Here is a 24236-nt window from a genome sequence, read left to right as displayed (position 1 = left end):
TTATCAAAATAATTAATCCATCTGGATTCACATTTATCTAAAAATGTGAATCCTTTTTTTATTCCATCAGTTCATTCATCAACTACATATAATAAAATGAATAAAGTTTAACGAACGTTAACCCACGTGATTACTCATTTTCTTACTCAAAGCCGGATATTATCCAGGATGTTTTTATTGTGAAATTTGATATTGGTAGTATACTAACCGTTAAAGAAAACGTTTTCTTTAGTTTATGAATGCTTCCATCAAGTGAATCCTAGGAAAATGGCACATTTAATAATTATGTGAAATATGGTTTATTTGTGAAAGTAAGAAGTGATAGACAAAATGAAAAAATATATTTTAGTAATTGACGAAGGAACCACCAGTGTTCGCGCTATCATTTACGATAAAAACGCAAACGTGGTATCTAGCGATCAAAAAGAATTAACCATGTATTTCCCGGAACCCGGTTGGGTGGAACAGGATGCTAACGAAATTTGGTTAACCGCCCAAGCCGTGATGGCAACCGCCATTATCAAGGGCCGGATTAATCCGAATGAGATCGCTAGTATCGGAATTACTAATCAACGAGAAACCACCGTAATTTGGGACAAAGAAAGTGGATTGCCCATTTCTAAGGCCATTGTGTGGCAATCACGTCAAACTGCCCCAATAGCTAAAACAATGATTGATGCCGGTTATAAAAGCATGGTGCAAAAGAAAACCGGCTTAATTATCGATGCGTATTTTTCTGCCACTAAAATCAGATACATCTTGGATCAAGTCTCTGGTGCTCAGGAACGAGCCGAAAATGGTGAACTTCTGTTTGGTACGATCGACAGTTGGTTGCTTTGGAAACTAACGGGCGGTGAAGTTCATGCGACTGATTATTCGAACGTTTCTCGAACCATGCTATATAACATCGAAAATCTCGACTGGGATCCAGAATTATTGAACATTCTCAATATTCCTAAAGTCATGCTTCCAGAAGTCAAAGACTCATCGGGAGTCTTTGGTAAGAGTCTGCCGGAAAACTTTTTTGGTGCTTCGGTTCCCATCTCTGGAATCGCAGGCGATCAACAAGCCGCTCTGTTTGGTCACTTAGCGGTTAATTCCGGTGATGTTAAAAACACTTATGGCACCGGTTCCTTTATTGTGATGAATACGGGAAAAAAGCCCAAATACTCACACAACGGCTTATTAACCACGATTGGTTATGGAATTGGTGGTCAAATTACCTACGCTTTGGAGGGATCCGTGTTTATTGCTGGTTCCGCCATCCAGTGGCTAAGGGATCGCATGCAGTTAGTTAAAACGGCTCCCGATACCGAAAATCTAGCCAACAAGTCTAATAATCACAACGAGGTTTATGTCGTCCCAGCATTCACTGGATTAGGTGCTCCGTACTGGAATCCAGACGCGCGTGGTGCGGTCTTCGGTTTATCACGTGGAACCACCAAAAATGACTTTGTTAAGGCAACGTTACAGTCCATTGCCTATCAAAGTCGGGACGTTGTGGGTGCCATGGTAAATGATACTAATATGCCAGTCACCAACCTCCATGTTGATGGGGGAGCCTCATTAAATAACTATTTAATGCAATTTCAATCCGATCTTTTAGAGACCTCAGTCGTGCGATCAAAAGACATTGAAATGACAGGACGTGGTGCCGCCTATTTAGCCGGACTAGCCATTGGATTCTGGAAGAGTATTGACGAACTTAAAAAACTTCAGCCTGAGCCAACCATTTTCAATCCCAACATGGAAAAAGATGAAGCAGAAAGCTTATATTCGGGCTGGAAACAAGCAGTTAAGGCAACTGAATCATTTAAGCCTCAGGAGAATGAAAATGAATAACTTTTCGTATAAAAACCGAAACCAAGATATTGATCAACTTAAAAATGATGATTTTGACGTCACAATCATTGGCGGTGGCATCACTGGAGCAGGCATTGCCGTTCAGGCCGCTGCTTCGGGTCTCAAAACCGCTTTAATTGATATGCAGGATTTTGCTGAAGGAACCAGTAGTCGTTCGACCAAACTCGTTCATGGGGGAATCCGCTACCTCAAGACTTTTGATATTGACGTCGTAAACGACACCGTCAAGGAACGAGCCATTGTGCAACATATCGCTCCACACATCCCTCGTCCTTCTAAAATGCTACTGCCACTTTACGATAATAAGGATGACACCTTCACCCCGTTAAGCGCAGAAGTCGCCATGGCCATTTACGATCGTTTAGCCAACGTTTCAAAAGACAGTCCCTTTGCACACCAAACATTGTCAAAAGCGGATGCAGAGAAAAAATTACCCAACCTAAACCACAATCATTTAGTTGGGATGGGAGTCTATCTTGATTACAAAAATAACGATGCGCGCCTCACAATCGAAAACATTAAACAAGCAGTCAGTGATGGTACCGTTGCCGTTAGTCACGTTAAAGCAGTCAACATCGAAAACGATCACAATGAAAAGATTGTAAACGTGATTGATAGAGAAGATAACACCGAATTTCCAATTAAATCCAAAATCGTCATCAATGCGGCAGGCCCTTGGTACGATGGCATTGTTAAAATGTTTGATTACGATCATAAGCAAAAAATCAGACCTACCAAGGGAGTTCACTTAGTAGTTGATCAAAGCAAACTTAAGGTGCCCCTCCCCGTTTACTTAGACTCTGGGTTAGACGACGGTCGGATGATTTTTATCATCCCAAGATTTGGAAAAACTTATTTTGGAACGACGGACACGGATTACGATGGTGATTACAGCAACCCAACCGTTAATCAAAAAGATGTTGACTATCTCTTAAAGGCCGTTAACCAACACTTCCCAAACGCTAACTTAACGACTAACGATATAGAAGCAAGCTGGGCTGGCATTCGTCCTTTGATTGAATCCGGTGATTATAACGGGAATACCACGCATAAAAACTTAAATGACGACGATCTGCACCACTTGGACACTAAAATCAATCAATACTTTAACCGGCAGATTGACCACAACGACGTTAACAATTACGTTCATTCGGTAGTTTCAAACGACCAAAGTGCTTCAAGTGTTTCACGTGGATTTGAAATCAAACTGGTCGACGGTGTCATCAATGTCTCTGGCGGTAAATTAACCGATTACCGGCTAATGGGCGAAGACACGATGAAACTTGTCAAAAAAGAACTGGAACAAAAATTTGATCAACCTGTTTCATTAATTGACTCTAAAAATTACCAAATCTCTGGTGGTCACTTCGATTCAAACGACGTTAATGGCAACATTAAAAGTTATGCCGCCACCTTAGTCAACCGTGGCTTAAGCACCAAGGAAGCCATGGCGATTGCCAACCTGTTTGGATCAAACACTCCCTTAATCGCTAACTACGTTGCCAGTGGCGTCACTGCGCCAGGTTTAACTTTGGCAGAAACAAGTGTTCTTCACTACTCAATTGATCACGAAATGATCAGTCGTCCAATCGACTTCTTACTTAGAAGAACGAACTACCTCTTATTTGATTCTGAGAAAACCGATCAAATCGAGAGGCCGGTCATCGATGAAATGAGCCGCCAATTAGGCTGGGATCGAGCAACTAAAGAAAACATGACCAGGGAATACTTTAAGATCCGCCATCAGTCTCAATTAAAGAAACTAAAGGAGGCTAGTCTCAATGAGTAATCGAATCCCACTTATTTTAGCAAATTGGAAAATGAACAAAACCAGCAAAGATATTGAGGACTTCTTAAAATCATTAGAAGGTAAGTTGCCTGATAAAAACCTCGTTCAAGTTGGCATTGCGGCTCAAAACGTCTACCTTTATAAAATGGTTCAGTTCATTCAATCCCAAAAAGAGCCCATCGAAGTTTTTGCCGAAAATTTGCACTGGGCCGACGAAGGTCCGTACACCGGAGAAACGTCCCCGGTTGCATTATCAGACCTTGGAATCAATGGTTCTATAATTGGTCACTATGAACGCCGCAAGATGTTTAAAGAAACGAACGGTACAATTGGATTAAAAATCATGGGCAGCTTTCGCAATCACCTCACTCCGGTAGTGGCAATCTCGGAGGATACCTCAACCTATAATCCTGATGATCTGGAGATGTCACCCTTAACCGAAATTGCCGTTTCATTTGCTGGCATCAACAGAAAGGATGCTGAACATTTAGTCATCGCATACGAACCATCGTGGTCCATCGGTGCCGCTAAAACAGCCTCATTAGCGGAGATTGAACATGCAGCACGGGTGATTCGCACCTCCCTTAAGATTATTTTTGGAAATGACACTGCCGAAAAGATTAGGATTCAATACGGTGGAGCAGTCACCCCAGAAAATGCCAAAGCCATTTTTTCATCACCAAATATCGACGGACTGTTGATTGGAAGAGCCTCATTATCTTCAGATACCTTTCTTAAAATCATCAATGACGTGGCCGAAGTTCAAAGAGGAACCTAATAATGAAATTAAAAATCTTTGGTGAACTGGTTGGGACTGCCTTATTAATCTATTTAGGAACAGGCCTCATCATTTTCAGCGGACCGTACGCTGACCAGTTAGGTCCGTCGGTTGGATGGGGTCTCACCTTATCCATTCTGGTTTATGCCACTGGACCACTTTCAGGAGCTCATCTAAATCCAGCCGTAACCCTTACCATGTATTTAACTAAAAGAATGCCCGGAAAAGAGGCGATTATTTATGTAATTAGTCAACTAGTCGGCGGTCTCTTAGGTGAAATTTGTGTCGTTTTAACCTACGTCTCACTGCTTAACAAGACTGGTGAAAGTTGGAACAAGGAAGTTAGCACTAATTATTTAGGTGGAACGGTCTTCCCCCACATCTCCGCTCCAATTGCTTTCTTCACCGAAGTTCTACTGACCACCACTTTGTTAATTGTGATCCTAGTCTTAAACCATTCTAAAACAAATATGTATGCCATTCAGTCACCAATTGCCGTCGGCTTTACCATCTTTGTTTTGGTAATTGTTGGTGGTAAGTTAACCGGCGCTTCAATGAATCCCGTCCGATCATTGTTCCCCGCTATTTTTGCTGGTGGATTAGCATTAAAATCACTATGGCTTTATCTAACAGCACCACTTGTCGGTTCGATTCTGGCAGCCTTAATAAACCAATACATTATTTCAGACCGAAGCGAACGAATTTAGTATTATAAATAAAAAAGCTCCCAAACCGGAGCTTTTAAATCAAACCTTACCCACAGGGGCTCGTCTTTAACGACGGGTCCCTTTTGTTGTCAATACCATCAACGTAAAGAGTCCTTACCATTTTTCGGGACTCCAACTTCTCCCATCAATTTCATTTTCAGCCTGCTCATTTCTTTTGGCCTGTTCTTTAACTAACTGTTTACATCCATATAACAGTGAACGATTAATAAATGATGTCTGGGTCTTAATTAATTCATTAATCTTATTAGTCGTCCATTCTTCGTTATCATCCATATTAGTCTTCCTCCTGATTCCGAATTAGGTTAATTTGTTCCTTTAAGTCATTTAAATTATCTTGGCTGGTTTCCACTTCTTTAATAATTAAATCCAAATCTTTTTGATGCGACTTCATACTCCCCTTTGCCAATTTCTTTAGTTGAAAAGCCATCCACGTCTCACGTTCGTTAAAGTTAAAGGGATACTTAGCTGTCAAATACATCTGGTAGTCAACAAGCAACTTTTTTTTCTCATCATCCGACATGTACCCAAATTGCGAAATCACAAGTGGTGTCATAAACTTCATACCTGCTTGTCTAGCAAGGGCTTCGTATGGTGTCATAATTTGAGAAATACTAAAGGATTGACTAGCACCCACCGCAAACGATGATTTAGGGTAGCCCACACTCGTCACGATTCCGAGTTTCTTGCCCTTTAAACGGCCATCTTCATTAGCGTACGTGTAGGCCCGACTTAAGACCTCATCCTCCCAAACTTTAAGCGATGAGGGGGCACTATACCAATAAAGTGGAAACTGAAAAATGATCCGATCAGCCTTATTTAAGAGGTCACGCTCAGCTTGCACGTCAATTGGATCACTTCCATATATTTCATCTAAACAGTGCCACGTAACATCGGCTAAATCAGCTTGACTGGTTCTTAGAAATTCCTGGGTAATTGAGTCCTGAAACTTGGGGTGTGAAACGATTATTAATGTTTTCATGCCTTCATCTTCTTTTAATTGATTAATATAAGTCTATCATATTGACATCAGTAGAATTTATGTTATATTTAAATAGATGTGTGAATGGTTTCGAGTTTCTAAGGTTTCTTGTTTTGTATTATTATGAAATGACTTCCTTTTAAGATTCAAACTAAGCAACACTGAAAAATTTATTGCGCTATGCGCTAGGAGGTTTCATATTATGAAACAAGGTACTGTTAAATGGTTTAACGCTGACAAGGGTTATGGTTTTATTACTACTGATGATGGTGATGTATTCGTACATTACTCAGCTATCAACAAGGATGGCTTCAAGACCCTTGACGAAGGCGAAAAGGTTACTTTGGACGTTGAAGAAGGAGACCGTGGTCCCCAAGCTGCTAACGTTACTCCAATGGACTAATTTTAGCCAAACAAAAAGAGTTCTGCAATCGCAGAGCTCTTTTTTTATACATATTTTTAAATTAAAAAATTAGTTAACCTTAAAGTTCATGTACTTCGATGCAAAGATGACCAATTCTTCAACGGGCTCTTCCATCCCGTCTTCTGTCCACGTTAGTAAAACTTCAGTTAAACCACCTGAAATCAACGCAATTAGCATTTTAGATGAATTGGCGCGCAACTCTAATATATCGTCGTCAACCAAATTCGTAATGTATTTTTTTAAGATTTTAAGTAACAAATAAGACAGATCATTATCAACGATTACATCCATCATCCGCTTATTCTCTTTAATAATCGTAAAGAAAGTCGTTGCTAGGCCGTTAAAATTAGAGACCTTTTGCGCTAGTAAACGATTAATAAAAGTTGAAAAGGTCTCCTGAAATTGACCAACGATGACGTCTTCCTTGGTATGGAAGTTACGATAAAACGTCATCCGGGAAACTCCAACGTGTTTGGAAATGTCTTTCACCGTAATTTCTTGATAAGACTTAGTTTGGAGCATCTCAAACGTTCCTTCAATTATTCTCTTTTTGGCTGTTTCTTTTTTTGCCATATTTTCACCATTCGACTATAAGCATGAGAGATTAACTTGGCAAATAAATAAGCGTGAAGAATGTTCTCCTCACACTTATTTATTTTTTAACGAGTCAAGTTGCGTTTGCAATTCATGATACTGATTTGATAATTCCATATATTCAGTACTCATTTTATTATATTTATTTTCATACTGAGTAGCTCGATCTAGAGCATTTTTTAATTCGTCTTGAAACTGGACCACCTGTGACTTCAAATCACTAGTGCTCTTATCTGAAATGTCAGTACCACTTGTCAAAGCTTGAATTTTACTTTTAAGCTCTTTATTACGAGCCAATAAATCTTTGACCTGTTGTTTCAAATCTGAATCAACCATTATACTCACTTCCTAGACAATTGCATTTTAGTTGAAACCGCAGCACCTTGCAATTAAATTACTAAAATTTACTAAGTTAACGGTTTCAAGATGGGTGCAATCATTGCTCTGGCTGATTTACTCAATTGAAGTTTCTTATTGTGCATTAGCTGATGAACTCGAAAAAGGTTATTTTCACGCTGTTGCCAGTCTTTGACTGGTAGAGCGCCTTGCTTGTTTAATACTTTAATATTCATAAGCAATCCCTCCAAATACAAAATCAACTTAAATGATTAGTTCAAGTTAACAAGAATTATAATACATATTTCAAAATTAGTCATCTCTTGTAATTTATTGCCCGTATCAATACGTTTGTGCCGCCCAGCCCTTACAATCCTGTATGCAATAAGTTATAATACAAATATCAAATTAAGAAGGAAGTCTATTCAATGAGTAATTCTACCCAATCAGGCAATACTGCCGCACCACAAATGACTTGGTACGGTAAAACATTTAATATATTACTTAAAGTTTTAATGTCGTTTGTTGGTATCACCATGTTATCACTTGGTGCCACGTTACTTCGATCAAGCAAGATTTTAGGTCTTGATCCTTTTACTGCCGTTAATATTGGTATGTCAAACCATCTGCACATGTCACTTGGTTTGTACCAGTTACTGGCTAACCTGGTAATCTTCGTGTTTGTCTTGTTCCTTGACCGTCACATGATCGGAATTGGAACCATCATGAACATGGTGTTAGTTGGATTTGAGATTCAAATTTTCACTCAATTTTACCAACAAATCTTCCCGTCGGGGATTAACTTCTTCGTAATCGTTGCTAATGCCTTCTTGGGACTAATCCTATTTACGGCTGGTAGTTCAATCTACATGGCTCCTAATCTTGGTGTTGCCCCCTATGATGCCATTGCTCCAATTGTATCATCACGACTACACATCAAGTACAAGACGGCTCGTGTGATCCAAGATATCCTCTTCTTGATTGCCGCTGTCCTTGCTGGTGGCCCCGTTGGATTTGCATCAATCATCGTTGCCTTCTTTGCCGGTCCACTAATTTCCTACTGGAACAAACACATTAGTGACCCCATTGTTAACGGAATTGACGACTTCAGTGAACAGCCAACGGTTAAACACGCCGCTAGCACGATTTCTAAGGCGACGTTATCTGGGTACCATTATCTAACCCATGCTTACAACGCGACTTTAAACGTTCAGATGAACTTATCAGGGTACACTAATCAACAGTTAGGGACTCGTCTTCACGACGCCCAAACGAACATGGAAGACTCACAGAAGGCCTACAATGCTTACCGGACCCAGTACAGAATGTTGATGGCAGAAATGATGAAACGAAGCAAAAACGGTAACGTTAATCCACAATCAACTGGTAGTACTACTGATGGTGCTCCTCAAAATTCAAAAGATTCTGATGCCAATAACTCCAATGATTCCAAAAAGTAATTAAATACCCAAAAGGTCCAGCAATAACGGAGACGTTAGTTGCTGGACCTTTTTTTATTTATAATCTTGATCATTGTTCGCGCTTATAATTAGTCATTTTTAATGGCTCAACCCATTTATCAAAGTTATCACCAGTGACGTATCCTGAATCAATGGCCGCCTGTCTAAGATTCGTCTTTCCCTTTAAAGCAGCATTGGCAATTTCAGCTGCTCGATGATAGCCAATGTGTGGTGACAATGCCGTTACCGTCATCAAAGAATTATGGACCAACTCCTCCATGCGATCTTGGTTGACTTCAATCCCTTTGACCATCAAGTCCGTAAAGTGGCTTAAGATGCCTGTCAGTGACTGAACGGAATCAAGAAAACAGGATATGATAATTGGCTTATAGACATTCATTTCAAAGTTTCCTTGAGTGTTAGCAACTTCGATGGTCGTATCATTTCCCATGATGCGTGCTACTACCATATCCATGGCTTCACCCTGAGTCGGGTTCACCTTGCCAGGCATAATCGATGACCCAGGTTCATTAGCGGGAATTTTAATCTCACCGTAACCAGCTCTAGGACCACTCGCTAGAAATTTAATGTCATTGGCAATCTTCATCAGATCAGTTGCAAGCGTCCGCACAGCCCCATGCGTCATGGTAATGGCCGAATGGGAAGCTAATCCATAAAATTTATTTTCAACTTCAAACGGCTCATGATACTTATTACCCAGGGTTTGAACCATTTCCTTATCAAAGTCTTCCGTCGTATTAAGGCCGGTTCCTACTGCGGTTCCACCAATTGGTAGACCCAGTAGTGACTTCGAATTGTCCCTCACAAAATCAAGGTCGTGTTGAATGGTGCTAGCCCATCCCGACACTTCCTGTCCAAATGTCATTGGAGTGGCATCCTGTAAATGAGTGCGCCCAATCTTAACCACATCCCAATACTTTTTCTGTAAGTGATGCATAACGTCAATCAAGTGCTCCAACTCAGGTAACAGCTGATTGATGGCAACCAGACTTGCAATGTTCATTGCCGTTGGAAACGTATCATTTGAACTCTGGGAATGATTAACATCATCATTTGGTAAAACATTAATCTTTGGATTAATCTGATTAGCAACGTGGGCAATCACCTCGTTCACGTTCATGTTAGTCTGAGTTCCCGATCCAGTTTGGTAAATGTGTAACGGGAAGTTTTGCATTAATTGATCATCGGAAAGACTCAATAATTTTTGGGCACCCTGCTCAATCAACTCACCCTTTTTTCGATCGATGGTGTCTTGTTTGATGCTCACCTCGGCGGCACTGGCTTTAATGTTTATGAGAGCGCGAATTACCAATACTGGTAACTTGGGACCGACAGGAAAATTATGCCGGCTCCGCTCGGTTTGAGCACCCCACAAAGCATCCTTTGGCACCTTGACGTCTCCAAGCGTGTCACTTTCAATTCGATAATCAGACATTTTGTCATCTCCTAATTAAATATTGGGTACGACTTATCTGCTTAAGACCTGACTTTTTTCTAGTAAACGACTGATGAAATAAGTCAGCACTCCACTGAATAAGAAGACCGATACAAGCCGGGTTAGAAACAGTAGGAGTAAAAATCCAAAATGATAATTTGCGTATCCACTTTTGATCATATCCCAAGCAAACGTAATTACCGTGGTGGTAATCGTCGTACTTATGATTCCTAACCAATCATAATGTTTATATCCCAATACGGCAAATCCTAACTCAGACGATAGTCCTTGAATTAAGCCGGATAACAAATCAGCAATTCCCCACTGACTGCCAAGGATCATCTCGACGAAGGCTCCCAGTAACTCACCAAGGGTAGCGGAAAATGGGATGCGAATGATAAACGCTGCTAACGGTCCAGCAAGCGTCCATAATCCAAAGGTGGCTTCGTTTGCCAACGGCTGCAATCCAAATGGTGTAAGTGCCGCAGCTAAGATATTATAGAGAAATGAAGTTCCCCAAAAAATCACTCCACAAAAAGCACCAATCAATGTAACTAAAATAATGTCCTTTAAATGCCATTCTCTCAAAATTTTCATGTGATCTCCTCCAATAAAAAAAGTTCCTGGATCTACCCCGGGAACTTCAACACATGATTAAAAATGACACTTGTAGTGTAGTCGGATCCCTTCGCAGGTCTTAACCTGATCAGGTTCAATGGGTATTATCTCAGCCTTTCGGCACCCCAGAATCATATAATTCACTTTAATAATATACTGATTGAATGGTAAAAGCAATCAAAATCAAAATGGAGATGCATTAATGCAACTCCATTTAACCTATTCTAATCCGACCCGTTTGAAAATATCATCAACGTGTCTAAGGTGGTAATGATAATCAAACGCATCGTTAATCTCTTGGTCAGACAACCGTTCATTAATCTGATCGTTAGCTTTAACTAACTTTTCAAATGACTCGTGGTTCTCCCATGACTGAGCCGTCAGTGGTTGAACTAAGTCGTAAGCCGCTTCCCGACTCATCCCTTTATCAATTAATTTCAGCATTACTCGTTGACTGTAAATTAGGCCATAAGTTAGATTCATATTTTCCTTCATTCGTTTCGGGAAAACATCTAAGTTTGAAAGAATATTATTGAAACGATGAAGCATGTAATCTAAGAGCGTGGTACTCTCTGGTAGAATAATTCGCTCAGCCGAAGAATGGGAAATATCACGTTCATGCCACAAAGAAACGTTCTCGTAGGCAGTGGTGATTAGTCCACGCATGGTTCTGGCCAATCCACAAATGTTTTCTGATCCAATTGGGTTCCGCTTATGTGGCATTGCCGAAGAACCCTTTTGACCAGGATTAAAATGCTCTTCTACTTCATGAATCTCAGAACGTTGCAAACCACGAATCTCCGTTGCAAAATTTTCAAGACTAGTGGCAATCAATGCCAAAGTGGCGATATATTCGGCATGTAAATCACGAGGTAAGACTTGACTAGTGATTTCTTGGGCACGTAGCCCTAACTTATCGCATACGTAAGCCTCTACCTGAGGGTCAATGTTAGCAAATGTCCCAACGGCTCCAGAAATTTTCCCGGCTTCCACTTCGGCAGCTGCTTCGTTAAATCGTTTTAGGTTTCGTTTCATTTCTGAATACCAACGTGCCATCTTCAAGCCAAAAGTCATTGGTTCCGCCTGAACCCCATGGGTTCTTCCGATTTCAACCGTATCCTTATATTTTAAGGCTTTCTGCTTAATGGTATCCATTAAAGTTAAAATATCCTGACGAAGAATCTCGTCAGCCTGCTTTAGTCTAAGTCCCTGAGCGGTATCGACAACATCAGTACTAGTAACGCCGTAATGGATCCACTTTTTTTCGGGGCCAAGCGACTCCGAAACATCGCGAGTAAAAGCCACCACATCATGGTGAGTTTCCGATTCAATCTGTGCAATGCGGTCCACGTCAAAGGTCGCGTTTCTTTTAATGGCAATAATGTCAGCATCTGGAATCTTACCTAACTTATTCCATGCTTCATCAATCGCAATCTCAACTTCAAGCCATGTCTGATACTGATTCTGCTTACTCCAAATTCGCTTCATTGGTGCTCTTGTATAACGCTCAATCATTTCATTCACCTCATTATAATTACAGGATAATCTTACATAATGTTTTCTTTTCAGTCAAATCAACGCCACTACTACTTTATTATAATTCTAATATTCAATAAAACACGAACATTATTTTTAACAATATTTTGAACGTTCTTGATTTTTCCATATGTGATTGGTAAACTGTTCTTGGTCAAAAAATTCATTTACGAGGTGCTATTTATGTCTGTAACAGTTGTTGTTGGTAGTCAATGGGGCGATGAGGGCAAAGGAAAGATTGTCGATACCCTAAGTGCTGACGCAGATATCATTGCTAGATATCAGGGCGGTGACAATGCTGGTCACACCATTGTGTATCACAATCAAAATTTTCACGTTCAACTTGTTCCGTCCGGAATTTTCTATTCTGACAAGTTGGCAGTAATTGGAAACGGCGTTGTTTTGAACCCCAAGTCACTATTTAAAGAAGTCGACTATCTAAACGAACATGGTGTTTCTACCGACAACCTCCGTGTATCATCTCGTGCTCAAGTCATCATGCCATACCATCCTCTTTTTGATAAGCTTCAAGAGGAACACAAACATCATAAGATCGGGACGACCCAAAAGGGAATTGGCCCTGCTTACATGGACAAGGTTGCTAGGGTTGGAATTCGGGTGGCTGATTTAATTGATCCGGCAACTTTCAAGAAACGTTTGCAGGATGTTTTAGCCGAAAAAAACGAAATTTTAGTCAAGCTGTACGATCATGAACCCCTTGATTTTACGGACATTTACGATGAATACGTAAAACTCGGGAAACGATTAAAACCATACGTAACCGAAACCTCCGTTCTTTTAAACGATGAAATCGATCATAACCAAAACGTCCTGTTTGAAGGTGCTCAGGGAATTATGTTAGACGTTGACCATGGAACCTATCCCTATGTCACTTCCTCAAACCCCGTTGCCGGAGGCGCTGCCGTTGGTGCGGGAATTGGACCCAGCAAGATTGATCGGGTCATTGGAACTTGTAAAGCCTATACTTCACGTGTCGGTGAGGGCCCATTTCCAACGGAACTACTAGACGAGACCGGTAACTACATCAGAGAAACCGCCCATGAGTACGGGGTTGTGACTAAGCGTCCCAGACGAATCGGTTGGTTTGACAGCGTTGCCTTAAGACACGCTCGTCGTGTTTCTGGTCTAACCCACCTAGCCTTAAACTGTCTGGATGTTTTAGACGGATTAAAAGAAATTAAGATTTGTACCGCATATGAACTAGACGGTAAGAAAATCACTTATTACCCCGCTAACTTGGATATCTTGGACAAGTGCAAACCGGTCTACGAAACGCTCCAGGGATGGAACGAGGATATCACTAATTGTGATACCTACGACAAGCTCCCTAAAAACGCCCAAAAGTTTCTTGACCGGGTTTCAGAACTTGTAGGTATCCCGTTAATCACTTTCTCAACTGGTCCCAAGCGAGAACAGACCCATCAAATGTAAAAAATAAGACCCTGGATAAAATCCAGGGTCTTTTTATGTCAACTCTTATACATAGCGTAATTCTTTGGACGTGTGAGTAAATGGTTCATTTCCATCCTTGGTTAAGTGGATGCAATCTTCAATTCGAACCCCAGCTACGCCAGGAATGTAGATACCCGGTTCAATTGAAAAGCACATGCCTTCCTTTAAAATCATCTTATTGCCCTCCATGATTGAAGGGAATTCATGCTCACCCATCCCCATGCCGTGGCCTAAACGGTGGATGAAGTATTTACCATAACCAGCCTTGTCAATGATATCTCTTGCAACCGCATCCAGGTCTTCGGCCCGAATACCTGGTTTAGCGGCAGATTGGGCAGCTAACTGAGCTTCCAAACAAACGTCATAAATCTCTTTTTGTTTGGCCGGAATTTTATCACCAACAGCGACCGTCCGGGAAGCATCAGAGATGTAGCCATTATGAACCGTTCCTAAATCAAATAATAACAGGTTATCGTTCTTAATCTTGTTCATGTCAGTAGCACCATGTGGTTCCGCCGCGTGAGGTCCAGTCTGAACAAGAGTATCAAAACTCATGTTCATAACCCCTCTGATTTTTTCCTGGTACTCAATCTCAGCAGCCACTTCTGCCTCCGTTTTACCGGCTTTAGCGGTCTCAAAACCAACTTGAAAAGCAAAGTCGGCTTCTTTTCCAGCAGCGTCTAACTGTTCAATCTCATATGGCGTCTTAATTACCCGCAGTTCACTAACTTCTGGAGCCACGTTAGTGCTAAAGTCAGCCTTCGGAAATTCAGCTTGAAGCTGTTGATAACGACTAATGACCAAGTTGTCGTCTTCAATCCCAAATCGTTTGGGATCAGGAGTTACATCACGAATGTGCTTGGCGATCATTTTAAAGGGATCTTCATGGTCTAAGTAACCATAAACGGGATACTTCCATCCTGACTCCTTTATGGCCTCCACTTCGAGTTCTGGTGCAAACAGAAATGGTTCCGCATCAGGAAAAATAAAAAGTGCCAACACCCGTTCAACGGGATCACTACCAAAACCAGTAAAGTACTTAATATCCTCAAAATTACTGATGTAAGCAACATCAAGTTTCTTTTGGTTAACGTAGTCTCTCATTTCATTTAATTTAACCATAATAAGACCTCCTGAATTTGTTGCTAATTTTAGCATACAATTAAATTTAATCAACACAAAAAGAGAAACCTAACATCAATCGTCAGATTTCATCTTCCTAATATGTCTGGTCACATTCGGATCCAGGTTTAACGTTTGCTGGTCCCGTGTCTTTAACAAAAGGTGCCCACGTTCGTCGATTCCCGCTAATTTCCCAGTGATTTCATTATCATGATTGATCAGGGAAACTTGTTCGTTAAGCCACAGCAGACGCTTAGTATATTGATTAATAATCCGATCATCGTCCCACTCGCGATAGACCTTATACAAATGGTCATAAACCGAAGCAATTAACTGGTTCCTTTTAAGTGGTGGTACCACGTTTAAACTCCCCACCATTTGGTCACCATTACGTGAAAACGGCATGATCCCAATATCGAGGCCAATGCCCATGATAAAGTTCTCGGGCTCGTTATCTTCGTTACTCTGAATTTCAGTTAAAATCCCACAGACCTTACTGTCATCGTGATACACGTCATTGACCCATTTTAATTGAGTATCGATGTTGTAGACCCGTTTAATGGCGTCCGTAACGGCAATGCCAATCCCAAGCGTTAAGATACCTGGATTATCAAGATACCTTGGTTGGGCCTGAAACACCACCGTAAAATAAACGCCGTTGTTTGCAGGAGAATAAAAATGATGGCCATTTTGGCCTTTCCCCTTCGTCTGTTCGTTAGCAATGATCATGCCAAGACGATGCCAGACTTCCACTTGAGCCTCTTCGTTAGTCGACGGCAATTGGTCATAAACCTCGATTTGATCAATGGGATTACTAATTAAGCTATGAATTACGCGTGCATTTAAAATATCGTTCATGATTTATTCACTCACCTGGGTAGCAAGAGTCCCAATGTATTTCCATCCCACGTCCAAAAAGTTAATCTGGTACAAATCATCGTTTCTTCTGGCACTTTCCATGTGAGGTAATGAAACCTCAACGGACTTGGGTTTTCCGATCAATCCGACTCCTTGAAGTTTTAAGACCGCTTCCTTGATGGTCCATAATCTTAAGGCTTGTTCACCTTGCCGTTCGCCCTTTAAATTCTTTAAGTAATTAAGTTCCGCTGGAGTAAAAGCCTTGGTAATCCTGGTGTAGTCATAAGGACGAATCTGTTCTAAGTCAACTCCAATTGGTTGATCAGAAATTACCACCAAAACCGCGGCATGAGAGTGAGCAATGTTAAAATGATAGCCATTTGGCACAAAATAGGGTTTCCCGTAATGTCCAAAATCAATGTCAACGTTTTTAATGGCGTCTTGTACTGGCATTCCCACCAATTTAGCTAACAAAACCCTTCCCACAAGCGTCTGTTGCTTTTTGGGCTTATCGGTGATTCCTAGGTCTTGGTAGTATGGTTGAAATGCTTTTGTGGTGATCGAATCACTTAAAAATTTAATCATGCTAATTCCTCATTTTCATTTTATTAGACCTGATTGGGTCCGAGAGATAAAAAATAAGAGTCTCACTATTTTCAACAGATACAATAGTAACACTCTCATACATCTTGGTCATTGACTAAAAATTACGGTACCTAGCAAACCGCTTCTTAAGCATCTCATCCTTTGGCATCGCATTTAGTTCTTTAATTTTTTTAACCAAATCACCACGAAACCGTTCAAAGCCATCGGCGGTATTTACTTCAGGAATAATCCGATCAATGATTCCTTCTTTTAGTAGGTCATCTGGAGTCAACTTCATGACTGAAGCAGCTTCTTTCATCCGACTAGCATCTTTCCACAAAATGGTGGCATATCCTTCTGGGGAAAGAACCGAATAGATACTATCCTCAAAAGCCCAGACGCAGTCACCAACGGCTAATGCCAGGGCACCACCACTGCCACCTTCACCAACAATCACACTTACGTAAGGAACTTTCAGTTGCATTCCCTGTAAGATTAATTGCGCAATCGTGTAGCCAATCCCGTGGTACTCGGCTTCTACACCAGGATAAGCTCCAGGAGTATTAATCAAGGTAACAATTGGGCGATTGAATTTTTCGGCCTGCTTCATCAATCGCAGCGCTTTGCGGTATCCGTCTGGTTCAGCGGAACCAAAGTGCCGTTCGATGTTGGAGTTTAGATCGGAACCTTTTCTAATCCCAATCAACGTCGTCGGAATTTTATCAAGGGTTCCAATCCCAGCGTATACGGCGGGATCATCACCGTAAGCACGATCACCATGCAGTTCCATAAAATCTTCAGTAATTCCGTTAATGAGGTCATCAACCCCAATCTTACCCGCAGCTCTAGCATTTATAACTCTATCCCATGCGGTTGGTTTACTCATCATTGTCACCTACCCGATGCCACTTTAAAATTTTATTAAGTGTCTCTTTTAGATCTCGTCGTCTCACGACCCCATCCAAAAACCCATTTTTAAGTAATGTCTCTGATCGTTGAAAGTCTTTTGGAGGGCGCTGTTGAATCGTTTTTTCAATCACCCGACGTCCCGCAAAACCAATCAAAGCGTGCGGCTCTGATAAAATAATGTCTCCCTGCATTGCAAAACTGGCAGTTACACCACCAGTAGTGGGATCACAGGGAACACTGACGTACAGTAAGCCCGCTTTACTGTGTTCCGCAACCGCTTCAGACACTTTGGCCATCTGCATCAGGGAATGAATCCCCTCTTGCATCCGGGCTCCTCCAGAAGCAGTAAACACAATCACGGGAAGCTTCTTTTTCGTTGCCGTTTCAAACAGCCGTGCCAAAATCTCGCCCGTTGCCGTCCCAAGACTAGCCATCACAAAGCGCCAGTCCATCGCAGCCATCGCTACCTGATTTCCATCAATGGTACCAATCCCAGACAAAACACTCTCATTTAGACCAGTTACCACGCGTGCCTTCTTCAACTTAGTTACGTATTTTTCGTCGTTAAATTTTTTAGAAGCCTTCAAATCGGTATTAATGGGTTCAAAATCATCACACATTAACTCAATGCGTTCTTTAGCACCAATCCGAAAGGCATAGTAACAATTAGGACACTCTTTATACCTGCCAAGATCTTTCTTGTAAAAACTCTTCTGACAAATCGGACACTTAACCCAGATGTGATCGGGGATTTGGTCCATCCGCTGACTTAACTCTTTTTGACTAATACTTTCAAACCGTTTGCTTGTCATACTGCTTCATCCATTCTTTTAAGAACGTACTCTCAATGTAATTATTGTTAAAATCACCAGTCAAAAAATGCTGATCAGAAATCAAACCAATCAAGAAATCGCGATTGGTGGTGACCCCCTTCACAACAAATTCGTTCAAAATTTGCTTCATTTCGGACACGGCTTCCCGTTTTGTCGGTTTATGCACGATAACTTTAGCAATCATCGAATCATAGTAAGGTGAAATCATGTCGCCAGCTTCCACCCCAGAATCAATTCGAATGGAATCAGATTCATGGGTAAATTTCACCTGCTGAAGTTTACCAGGTGATGGAGCAAAATTATTGCTAGGATCCTCGGCATCGATCCGACATTCAAGTGAGTAACCCTTGACTGCACAGTCTTGTTGATTAAAAGGGAGGGATTGTCCTTCTGCCACTAGAATCTGAGCTTTAATAATTTCAACTCCAGTTACTTCTTCGGTAACGGTATATTCAACTTGAAGCCTAGTATTCATTTCCATAAAATAAAAATGTTCTTCTTTATCCATCAAAAATTCGAAGGTTCCGGTATTAGTATAGCCAATTCCCTTAGCTGCTTTAGCCACGGTCTGTCCAAGTTCTTTGCGTTTTTTAGGCGTAATTTTTGAGCATGGACTTTCTTCGATTATTTTTTGATGATTTCGTTGCATTGAGCAATCTCGCTCCGGAAAATAGACCACGTGGCCGTGTTCATCGGCAATGACCTGCATTTCAATGTGTTTGGCATCATTTAAATCTTTTTCCATATAAAGCCGGTCATCACCAAATGAAAGTTTGACTTCACGCTTAGTATCACTAAAGGCTTTTTTTAATTCAGATTCACTAGTAACTTTTCGAATTCCCTTACCGCCACCACCGGCAGCAGCCTTTAACATCACGGGATAACCAGTTTCTTGGGCCACTTCTTTAGCCTGGTCGTAAGTATCAACAAACCCATCGCTACCAGGAATTATCGGAACGCCATTCTTTTTCATGGCTTCTTTGGCATTACCCTTATTACCCATCAGATTAATTACTGAAGCGGTGGGACCAATAAATTTAATTCCGCACTGTTCACATAATTCAGCAAAATCAGCATTTTCAGACAAAAAGCCATACCCAGGATGGAGCGCATCACATCCGCAAAGAACCGCGGAATCAATAATTGCTGCCATGTTTAGGTATGACTCATCTGGAAACGGTCCACCAATACATACGGATTCGTCAGCTAATTTTACGAATAAACTATCAGCATCAGCGGTTGAATAAACCGCCACCGCCTTGATATTCATTTCGTGAAGTGCACGGATGATCTGAACTGCGATTTCACCGCGGTTTGCAACCAGCACTTTTTTAAACATTAAATCACCTTTTTAAAATAATATGAATTGAGCTTTCTAGTCTTCCTTAATTTCAAAAATTGGTTCATTGTATTCCACCATCGAACCACTTTCAGGCATTCGTTTAACGATGGTCCCACTCACTGGACTTTTAACCTCATTAACCAACTTCATGGCTTCAATTACACAAACGGTCTCACCTTTTTTAACGTGATCACCATCTTGCTTAAAGTCGGCCTTTTCTGGGCTTGGAGCGTAATAAAGAATTCCAACCATTGGAGCTTTCAATTGATAATTATCGGAGTCGTCAGTTGCATCAATTGACGCAGATTCAAGTTGAGCCGGCTTTCTGGATTCATTAACTGACTCACTTGCATGCAAGCTGTCGTGATCAGGAATTTTGGATAAGTAAACGGCCCCTTCATTCTGATTAATCTTAATTTCTTGTAAACTCGATTGCTCAAATTTATCAATTAATTTTTCAATATCTTGTTCATTCACTAATCTTCATTCCACTTCTTCATCGCAATTACCGCATTGTGACCACCAAAGCCAAATGCATTACTAATGGCAGTATTAACGGGTGCCCTTTTGTTATCTTCATTAACCAAATCAACGTGAATCTCAGGATCCTTATGCTTCATCCCCACATTAACTGGCATCTGATCATTTTGAAGGGCAGCAACTAAAGCAACCGCTTCAAGTCCACCGGCGGCACCTAGGGAGTGTCCCACCATTCCTTTAATGGAACTAACCTTAACGTGATCGTTATCTTTAAACAACTTTTCAATTGCCCCGGCCTCAGCCACATCATTAGCGTGCGTACTGGTACCATGCGCATTAACGTAATCAAGTTCACTAGTTTTAATGTGACCTTCGTCAATGGCTTCCTTCATGGCTCTAATGGCACCTTTTCCAGAGGGATTAGGAGCAGTCATATGATAAGCATCGCTGGTAGCACCGTATCCAACCACTTCGGCCAAAATATTAGCACCACGTGCTTTAGCATGGTCATAATCCTCAAGTACAAGAGTACCAGCCCCTTCTCCCATGACAAAGCCATTGCGGTCTTTATCAAATGGCATTGAGGCATCTTCTACTTTTTCAGCGGTTGAAAGAGCGGTCAATTTAGCAAATCCAGCAATTCCAATCTCGGTGATGGCAGCTTCAGTTCCACCAGCAATCATCATCTTGGCTTTCCCTTGTTTAATTAGTTCAAAGGCGTTTCCAATGGCATTATTAGCTGAAGCACAAGCCGTCACAATGGTCTGAGACGTGTTTTCCGCATCAAAGTACATGGAAACATTTCCAGCTGCCATGTTAGCAATGGCTTTCGGAACAAAAAGTGGTGAAACTCGCTTTGGTCCTTTTTCGTGCATCTTGATGATGTCACTCTCAATGGTAGTAAGACCACCAATTCCATTTCCGTACATGACACCAAGGTCCTCAGGTTCGTAATCACCCTGTTTCAGGCCAGCTTGATCCATGGCCTCTTTAGCACTGTACAAAGCGTACTGTGAAAAAAGATCAATTCGTTTGTAGGCACGTTTATCTAAACGCTTGCTTGGATCAAAGTCTTTAACTTCAGCAGCTACCGTCACGCCCGTGTTACTAGCATCAAATTTGGTAATTGGTGCAATCCCCACTTTAGAATTGAACAAATTGTTGGAAAAGGTTTCGGCATCATTTCCGATGGGGGTGACAGCTCCCATCCCTGTTACAACTACTCGATTACTCAAATGATTTCCTCCTGTTCAAATAAATAATTTTACTGATTATTTATCGTTCTCCGCAATCTTCTTTTGAATGTAGTCAACTAATTGTTGGACGGTGTTGATGTCTTCATCACTTTCAATTTCAATGTCATATTCGTTTTCAAGTCCGTCAACCACTTCAAAGAAGTCAAGACTATCAATATCAACGTCTTCTTTAAGGTTAGTGTCCATCTTGATGTCTGATGCTGGTACATCAGTTTGTTTTGCGATTAAGTCCTTGATTTTGTTAAAAATTTCGTTTTGATCTGCCATAATTTATCACTCCATAATATTTTTTGTATTTAGTATCTAATTACTACGGTTCCAATGGTTAATCCCCCACCAAAACCGGTTAAAACAAGATTGTCACCACGGTTAATCTGATGCTCCTCTACCATTTCACTTAATAGCAGTGGTTCGCTTGCCGCAGCGGTATTGCCATATTTATTGATATTAACGGGAAACTTTTCCATCGATAAACCTAATTTGTTAGCAATACTTTTAATAATTCGTTCATTTGCTTGATGAACGATAAAGTACTTCACATCACTTAAGTCAATGTTTGCCTTTGAAAGCGCTAGTTCGATGGACTTGGGAACTCTTTGAGTAGCAAAACGATACACTTCATGACCATCCATCTTGAAATATGGCTGGTGCGTATCATCAGCGAAGTGCCCAGCCGTTAGCGAATTACCAAGTTCTCCAACTGTTTCTAAGTCACTAGCAAGTACCTCTGACTCACTTCCATCATTGGTAGCTAGAATTCCCGCAGCACCATCCCCAAACAGGACCGCCGTTGAACGGTCCGACCAATCAATGTATTTGCTTAGCTTCTCACCGCCAATTAAAATGCCCTTTGCATGCGGCTTATTTGCAAGCAACGCATTCAAGACGTAAATTCCGTAAGCAAATCCGGAACAAGCGGCGTTTAGATCAAAGGCAATTGCATTGTCGGCATGAAGATTTCCTTGAACCGCTGCTGCAGTTGAAGGAGTTTGAAAGTCTGATGACATGGTGGCTACGATGATGAAATCAACGTCACTTGCAGAAATATTGGCCTTATTAATGAGCTTGGTTGCAACATCAGTACACATGGAAGTATTAGTCTCTGACTTAGAAATGTGACGGGCGTGAATACCGGTCCGTCGTTTGATCCACTCATCAGAGGTATCCATGATTTTAGTTAAATCATGATTAGTAACAACATTATTGGGCGTTGACCTTGCCGTTTCTAAGATTGAAAAACTACCCATTTGCGACTCCTATTACCTATTTTATTGTTCTCTTTCCTTATTACTTACGATAAAGGTCAACTGAGCGTCACAAGCCTTTTTATCGCCAACGTATGCCACACACGAAACTGAGCCGGCACTTCCTCTAACCTTATCAATCTTAACCTCAAAGCGTAGCACATCACCGGGCTCCACCATCTTTCTGAATTTCGCGTTGCGGATGCTACCCATGTAAACCGTCTTGTTCTTAAACTGGGGCGACTTTAAAATCAAAATTGAAGCCACCTGGGCCATTGATTCAATAATCAAAACACCGGGCATAACCGGATTACCAGGAAAATGTCCTTGGAAATAATTTTCGTTAATCGTAACATTCTTGGTAGCCGTAATTGACTTACCTGGGTCCATCGCATCGACCCGATCAATAAATAAAATCGGATAACGATTAGGAATCAGATCCATAATTTCTTTTGCATTCATTAAACTCAAATTATTCACCTCTATTAATCTAATTTGATTCAAGCATGGTATTTCGAGTAATTACCATGTGTTCATATTCAACAAGTTTTCGTTATTTAGCAATCAAAAACCATTCTGGTTAGAATGATTCTGACATAAAAGCCTGTCATATCAGCATTTTAAAGCAAGTATGTATCTGGTTACACTTGTTTTAATGTGTAATCATGACCAAACTCCCACCTTTGAGTCAAAAAAATCCCATAGCCGATCAACGACTATGGGATATTTAAATTAATTTTAATTTAGGCAAGTAAGTGGACGCCTTTGTCAACGTAGATAATGTCACCAGTAACTCCGGTTGATAAATCGCTAACTAAGAAAGCAGCAACGTTACCAATCTGATCAGTTGTTACATTCTCACCATCAACGGTGAATGATTGTGACATTTTAAGAAGGTCACGATGACCCTTAATTCCGGTAACAGCCAAAGTTTTAACGGCTCCAGCGGAAATTGCGTTTACTCGAATTTGGTCTTTACCGAGTTCAGAAGCAAGGTAACGCATAGCTGATTCAAGGGATGCCTTAGCAATTCCCATCATGTTGTAATCAGGAATGGCACGAGTTGAACCCATATAAGTTAACGTTAAAATGCTACCAGGTTTGTTCATAATCTTGCTGGCATAACGAGTAACTGAGATAAATGAGTACGCACTAATGTCTTCGGCTAAGTTGTAACCATCTTTTTTGGTGTTAATCACACCATTTTGAAGGGTTTCTTTGTCAGCAAAAGCAATGGCATGAATAACCCCATCGATGTTTCCAAAACGGTCATGAATTTCGGAAAAAGCCTTTTGGACGTTAGCATCTTCGGCCACGTCACATTCAACCAGTGGGAACTCTTCATCACCAATGGTCTTCTCAATACTCTTCTTTAAACGATCATTTTGGTATGTCAAAATAACTTGAGCTCCAAGTGACTTAATTGCTTGTGCACATCCCCAAGCAATACTTTTTCTATTCGCCACACCCATCACAACAACTTTTTTTCCTTTTAATAAATCAGCCATCTTCAAAATCCTCCTAGAACCAAATATCTAATTTACATCATTATATCAAAAAATTAATTCATTCA

At 40.9% G+C, this 24236-nt stretch carries 27 protein-coding genes and 1 riboswitch; of the genes, 7 read left to right on the top strand and 20 right to left on the bottom strand.

Going from position 1 to position 24236, the window contains the following annotated elements; translation table 11 throughout:
• Positions 1-330 precede the first annotated feature (330 nt).
• From glpK to AC6UDC_RS01955, 4 genes are read left to right on the top strand one after another with little or no spacing between them, the layout of a single operon-like run.
• A complete protein-coding gene (glpK, locus tag AC6UDC_RS01970) occupies positions 331-1842 on the top strand; it encodes a glycerol kinase GlpK (protein WP_500693448.1) in 1512 nt (503 codons plus the stop codon).
• Entirely contained in the window at positions 1835-3652 is a 1818-nt protein-coding gene (locus tag AC6UDC_RS01965) for an FAD-dependent oxidoreductase (protein ID WP_500721066.1), read from the top strand. The genes glpK and AC6UDC_RS01965 overlap by 8 nt, the downstream gene beginning before the upstream one ends.
• Entirely contained in the window at positions 3645-4430 is a 786-nt protein-coding gene (gene tpiA, locus AC6UDC_RS01960) for a triose-phosphate isomerase (RefSeq protein WP_500693446.1), read from the top strand. Before AC6UDC_RS01965 ends, tpiA begins: the two co-directional genes overlap by 8 nt.
• 2 nt (positions 4431-4432) lie before the next feature.
• Complete coding sequence (locus tag AC6UDC_RS01955; protein WP_500693445.1) at positions 4433-5137, top strand: MIP/aquaporin family protein; 705 nt, start codon at positions 4433-4435, stop codon at positions 5135-5137.
• Positions 5138-5251: 114 nt separating this feature from the next.
• On the opposite strand, the gene AC6UDC_RS01950 is transcribed toward AC6UDC_RS01955, so the two are convergent.
• On the bottom strand, positions 5252-5431 hold the full coding sequence (locus tag AC6UDC_RS01950; protein ID WP_500696474.1) for a hypothetical protein: 180 nt from the start codon (positions 5429-5431) through the stop codon (positions 5252-5254).
• A gap of 1 nt (position 5432) precedes the next feature.
• Entirely contained in the window at positions 5433-6137 is a 705-nt protein-coding gene (locus tag AC6UDC_RS01945) for an NAD(P)H-dependent oxidoreductase (RefSeq protein ID WP_500707257.1), read from the bottom strand.
• 202 nt (positions 6138-6339) lie between these two features.
• On the opposite strand from AC6UDC_RS01945, the gene AC6UDC_RS01940 reads away from it, so the two are divergent.
• Positions 6340-6540: a cold-shock protein gene (locus AC6UDC_RS01940; RefSeq protein WP_010022560.1), complete on the top strand. Its 201-nt coding sequence runs from the start codon at positions 6340-6342 to the stop codon at positions 6538-6540.
• A gap of 69 nt (positions 6541-6609) precedes the next feature.
• Here AC6UDC_RS01940 and AC6UDC_RS01935 read toward each other — a convergent pair whose 3' ends face one another.
• The 3 genes from AC6UDC_RS01935 to AC6UDC_RS01925 form a co-directional block, all read right to left on the bottom strand.
• Positions 6610-7134 carry a TetR/AcrR family transcriptional regulator gene (locus AC6UDC_RS01935; protein WP_500695318.1) on the bottom strand — a complete coding sequence of 175 codons (525 nt, stop codon included), beginning with the start codon at positions 7132-7134 and terminating at the stop codon, positions 6610-6612.
• 75 nt (positions 7135-7209) lie between these two features.
• Entirely contained in the window at positions 7210-7491 is a 282-nt protein-coding gene (locus AC6UDC_RS01930) for a hypothetical protein (RefSeq protein ID WP_500693441.1), read from the bottom strand.
• 71 nt (positions 7492-7562) lie between these two features.
• Positions 7563-7727 (bottom strand): hypothetical protein, encoded by a 165-nt coding sequence (locus AC6UDC_RS01925; protein WP_500693440.1) that lies wholly within the window; start codon positions 7725-7727, stop codon positions 7563-7565.
• 192 nt (positions 7728-7919) lie between these two features.
• On the opposite strand from AC6UDC_RS01925, the gene AC6UDC_RS01920 reads away from it, so the two are divergent.
• Positions 7920-8951 carry a YczE/YyaS/YitT family protein gene (locus AC6UDC_RS01920; protein WP_500695320.1) on the top strand — a complete coding sequence of 344 codons (1032 nt, stop codon included), beginning with the start codon at positions 7920-7922 and terminating at the stop codon, positions 8949-8951.
• Between the two features lie 70 nt (positions 8952-9021).
• On the opposite strand, the gene AC6UDC_RS01915 is transcribed toward AC6UDC_RS01920, so the two are convergent.
• From AC6UDC_RS01915 to purB, 3 genes are all read right to left on the bottom strand, one after another.
• Positions 9022-10407 carry a class II fumarate hydratase gene (locus tag AC6UDC_RS01915; RefSeq protein WP_500695322.1) on the bottom strand — a complete coding sequence of 462 codons (1386 nt, stop codon included), beginning with the start codon at positions 10405-10407 and terminating at the stop codon, positions 9022-9024.
• A gap of 33 nt (positions 10408-10440) precedes the next feature.
• Positions 10441-11004 carry an ECF transporter S component gene (locus AC6UDC_RS01910; RefSeq protein WP_500696470.1) on the bottom strand — a complete coding sequence of 188 codons (564 nt, stop codon included), beginning with the start codon at positions 11002-11004 and terminating at the stop codon, positions 10441-10443.
• 68 nt (positions 11005-11072) lie between these two features.
• Positions 11073-11163: riboswitch (TPP riboswitch) on the bottom strand.
• An 81-nt stretch (positions 11164-11244) separates the two neighbouring features.
• A complete protein-coding gene (gene purB / locus AC6UDC_RS01905; RefSeq protein WP_500708074.1) occupies positions 11245-12540 on the bottom strand; it encodes an adenylosuccinate lyase in 1296 nt (431 codons plus the stop codon).
• A 204-nt stretch (positions 12541-12744) separates the two neighbouring features.
• Here purB and AC6UDC_RS01900 point away from each other — a divergent pair, with 204 nt between their 5' ends.
• Entirely contained in the window at positions 12745-14013 is a 1269-nt protein-coding gene (locus tag AC6UDC_RS01900; RefSeq protein WP_500710720.1) for an adenylosuccinate synthase, read from the top strand.
• A 45-nt stretch (positions 14014-14058) separates the two neighbouring features.
• Here the strand turns inward: AC6UDC_RS01900 and AC6UDC_RS01895 are convergent, their stop codons facing one another.
• From AC6UDC_RS01895 to fabI, 12 genes are all read right to left on the bottom strand, one after another.
• Complete coding sequence (locus AC6UDC_RS01895) at positions 14059-15156, bottom strand: M24 family metallopeptidase (protein ID WP_500706261.1); 1098 nt, start codon at positions 15154-15156, stop codon at positions 14059-14061.
• A gap of 75 nt (positions 15157-15231) precedes the next feature.
• Positions 15232-16014 carry a biotin--[acetyl-CoA-carboxylase] ligase gene (locus tag AC6UDC_RS01890; RefSeq protein ID WP_500721064.1) on the bottom strand — a complete coding sequence of 261 codons (783 nt, stop codon included), beginning with the start codon at positions 16012-16014 and terminating at the stop codon, positions 15232-15234.
• Between the two features lie 3 nt (positions 16015-16017).
• The gene (locus tag AC6UDC_RS01885; protein WP_500721062.1) at positions 16018-16599 is read right to left on the bottom strand and encodes a 4'-phosphopantetheinyl transferase family protein; all 582 of its coding nucleotides are present in this window, start codon (positions 16597-16599) and stop codon (positions 16018-16020) included.
• A 115-nt stretch (positions 16600-16714) separates the two neighbouring features.
• Positions 16715-17485 (bottom strand): carboxyltransferase subunit alpha, encoded by a 771-nt coding sequence (accA, locus tag AC6UDC_RS01880; protein WP_500721216.1) that lies wholly within the window; start codon positions 17483-17485, stop codon positions 16715-16717.
• Entirely contained in the window at positions 17478-18320 is an 843-nt protein-coding gene (locus AC6UDC_RS01875; protein ID WP_500721060.1) for an acetyl-CoA carboxylase carboxyltransferase subunit beta, read from the bottom strand. Before AC6UDC_RS01875 ends, accA begins: the two co-directional genes overlap by 8 nt.
• Complete coding sequence (locus tag AC6UDC_RS01870; protein ID WP_500721058.1) at positions 18301-19680, bottom strand: acetyl-CoA carboxylase biotin carboxylase subunit; 1380 nt, start codon at positions 19678-19680, stop codon at positions 18301-18303. The genes AC6UDC_RS01875 and AC6UDC_RS01870 overlap by 20 nt, the downstream gene beginning before the upstream one ends.
• Positions 19681-19716: 36 nt before the next feature.
• A complete protein-coding gene (locus AC6UDC_RS01865; protein ID WP_500693428.1) occupies positions 19717-20160 on the bottom strand; it encodes an acetyl-CoA carboxylase biotin carboxyl carrier protein in 444 nt (147 codons plus the stop codon).
• Complete coding sequence (gene fabF, locus AC6UDC_RS01860; protein ID WP_500710705.1) at positions 20160-21398, bottom strand: beta-ketoacyl-ACP synthase II; 1239 nt, start codon at positions 21396-21398, stop codon at positions 20160-20162. Before fabF ends, AC6UDC_RS01865 begins: the two co-directional genes overlap by 1 nt.
• 36 nt (positions 21399-21434) lie before the next feature.
• The gene (locus tag AC6UDC_RS01855; RefSeq protein WP_500693426.1) at positions 21435-21686 is read right to left on the bottom strand and encodes an acyl carrier protein; all 252 of its coding nucleotides are present in this window, start codon (positions 21684-21686) and stop codon (positions 21435-21437) included.
• Between the two features lie 29 nt (positions 21687-21715).
• Positions 21716-22666, bottom strand: a complete 951-nt coding sequence (locus AC6UDC_RS01850; RefSeq protein WP_500721056.1) for a beta-ketoacyl-ACP synthase III — start codon at positions 22664-22666, stop codon at positions 21716-21718.
• A 21-nt stretch (positions 22667-22687) separates the two neighbouring features.
• Entirely contained in the window at positions 22688-23134 is a 447-nt protein-coding gene (gene fabZ / locus AC6UDC_RS01845) for a 3-hydroxyacyl-ACP dehydratase FabZ (protein ID WP_500693424.1), read from the bottom strand.
• A 272-nt stretch (positions 23135-23406) separates the two neighbouring features.
• A complete protein-coding gene (gene fabI, locus AC6UDC_RS01840; RefSeq protein WP_500693423.1) occupies positions 23407-24171 on the bottom strand; it encodes an enoyl-ACP reductase FabI in 765 nt (254 codons plus the stop codon).
• Between the last annotated feature and the right edge of the window lie 65 nt (positions 24172-24236).

The sequence above is a fragment of the Fructilactobacillus sp. X7R7C1 genome (assembly GCF_059901065.1).
The sequence above is the reverse complement of the archived record's forward strand: the minus strand, read 5'-3'. Positions and strand labels throughout refer to the sequence as shown.

Excerpts from the sequence above, each read along its gene's own strand:
- glpK (WP_500693448.1), top strand. The coding sequence starts at position 331 with ATGAAAAAATATATTTTAGTAATTGACGAAGGAACCACCAGTGTTCGC.
- AC6UDC_RS01965 (WP_500721066.1), top strand. The coding sequence starts at position 1,835 with ATGAATAACTTTTCGTATAAAAACCGAAACCAAGATATTGATCAACTT.
- tpiA (WP_500693446.1), top strand. The coding sequence starts at position 3,645 with ATGAGTAATCGAATCCCACTTATTTTAGCAAATTGGAAAATGAACAAA.
- AC6UDC_RS01955 (WP_500693445.1), top strand. The coding sequence starts at position 4,433 with ATGAAATTAAAAATCTTTGGTGAACTGGTTGGGACTGCCTTATTAATC.
- AC6UDC_RS01950 (WP_500696474.1), bottom strand. The coding sequence starts at position 5,431 with ATGGATGATAACGAAGAATGGACGACTAATAAGATTAATGAATTAATT.
- AC6UDC_RS01945 (WP_500707257.1), bottom strand. The coding sequence starts at position 6,137 with ATGAAAACATTAATAATCGTTTCACACCCCAAGTTTCAGGACTCAATT.
- AC6UDC_RS01940 (WP_010022560.1), top strand. The coding sequence starts at position 6,340 with ATGAAACAAGGTACTGTTAAATGGTTTAACGCTGACAAGGGTTATGGT.
- AC6UDC_RS01935 (WP_500695318.1), bottom strand. The coding sequence starts at position 7,134 with ATGGCAAAAAAAGAAACAGCCAAAAAGAGAATAATTGAAGGAACGTTT.
- AC6UDC_RS01930 (WP_500693441.1), bottom strand. The coding sequence starts at position 7,491 with ATGGTTGATTCAGATTTGAAACAACAGGTCAAAGATTTATTGGCTCGT.
- AC6UDC_RS01925 (WP_500693440.1), bottom strand. The coding sequence starts at position 7,727 with ATGAATATTAAAGTATTAAACAAGCAAGGCGCTCTACCAGTCAAAGAC.
- AC6UDC_RS01920 (WP_500695320.1), top strand. The coding sequence starts at position 7,920 with ATGAGTAATTCTACCCAATCAGGCAATACTGCCGCACCACAAATGACT.
- AC6UDC_RS01915 (WP_500695322.1), bottom strand. The coding sequence starts at position 10,407 with ATGTCTGATTATCGAATTGAAAGTGACACGCTTGGAGACGTCAAGGTG.
- AC6UDC_RS01910 (WP_500696470.1), bottom strand. The coding sequence starts at position 11,004 with ATGAAAATTTTGAGAGAATGGCATTTAAAGGACATTATTTTAGTTACA.
- purB (WP_500708074.1), bottom strand. The coding sequence starts at position 12,540 with ATGATTGAGCGTTATACAAGAGCACCAATGAAGCGAATTTGGAGTAAG.
- AC6UDC_RS01900 (WP_500710720.1), top strand. The coding sequence starts at position 12,745 with ATGTCTGTAACAGTTGTTGTTGGTAGTCAATGGGGCGATGAGGGCAAA.
- AC6UDC_RS01895 (WP_500706261.1), bottom strand. The coding sequence starts at position 15,156 with ATGGTTAAATTAAATGAAATGAGAGACTACGTTAACCAAAAGAAACTT.
- AC6UDC_RS01890 (WP_500721064.1), bottom strand. The coding sequence starts at position 16,014 with ATGAACGATATTTTAAATGCACGCGTAATTCATAGCTTAATTAGTAAT.
- AC6UDC_RS01885 (WP_500721062.1), bottom strand. The coding sequence starts at position 16,599 with ATGATTAAATTTTTAAGTGATTCGATCACCACAAAAGCATTTCAACCA.
- accA (WP_500721216.1), bottom strand. The coding sequence starts at position 17,485 with ATGAGTAAACCAACCGCATGGGATAGAGTTATAAATGCTAGAGCTGCG.
- AC6UDC_RS01875 (WP_500721060.1), bottom strand. The coding sequence starts at position 18,320 with ATGACAAGCAAACGGTTTGAAAGTATTAGTCAAAAAGAGTTAAGTCAG.
- AC6UDC_RS01870 (WP_500721058.1), bottom strand. The coding sequence starts at position 19,680 with ATGTTTAAAAAAGTGCTGGTTGCAAACCGCGGTGAAATCGCAGTTCAG.
- AC6UDC_RS01855 (WP_500693426.1), bottom strand. The coding sequence starts at position 21,686 with ATGGCAGATCAAAACGAAATTTTTAACAAAATCAAGGACTTAATCGCA.
- AC6UDC_RS01850 (WP_500721056.1), bottom strand. The coding sequence starts at position 22,666 with ATGGGTAGTTTTTCAATCTTAGAAACGGCAAGGTCAACGCCCAATAAT.
- fabI (WP_500693423.1), bottom strand. The coding sequence starts at position 24,171 with ATGGCTGATTTATTAAAAGGAAAAAAAGTTGTTGTGATGGGTGTGGCG.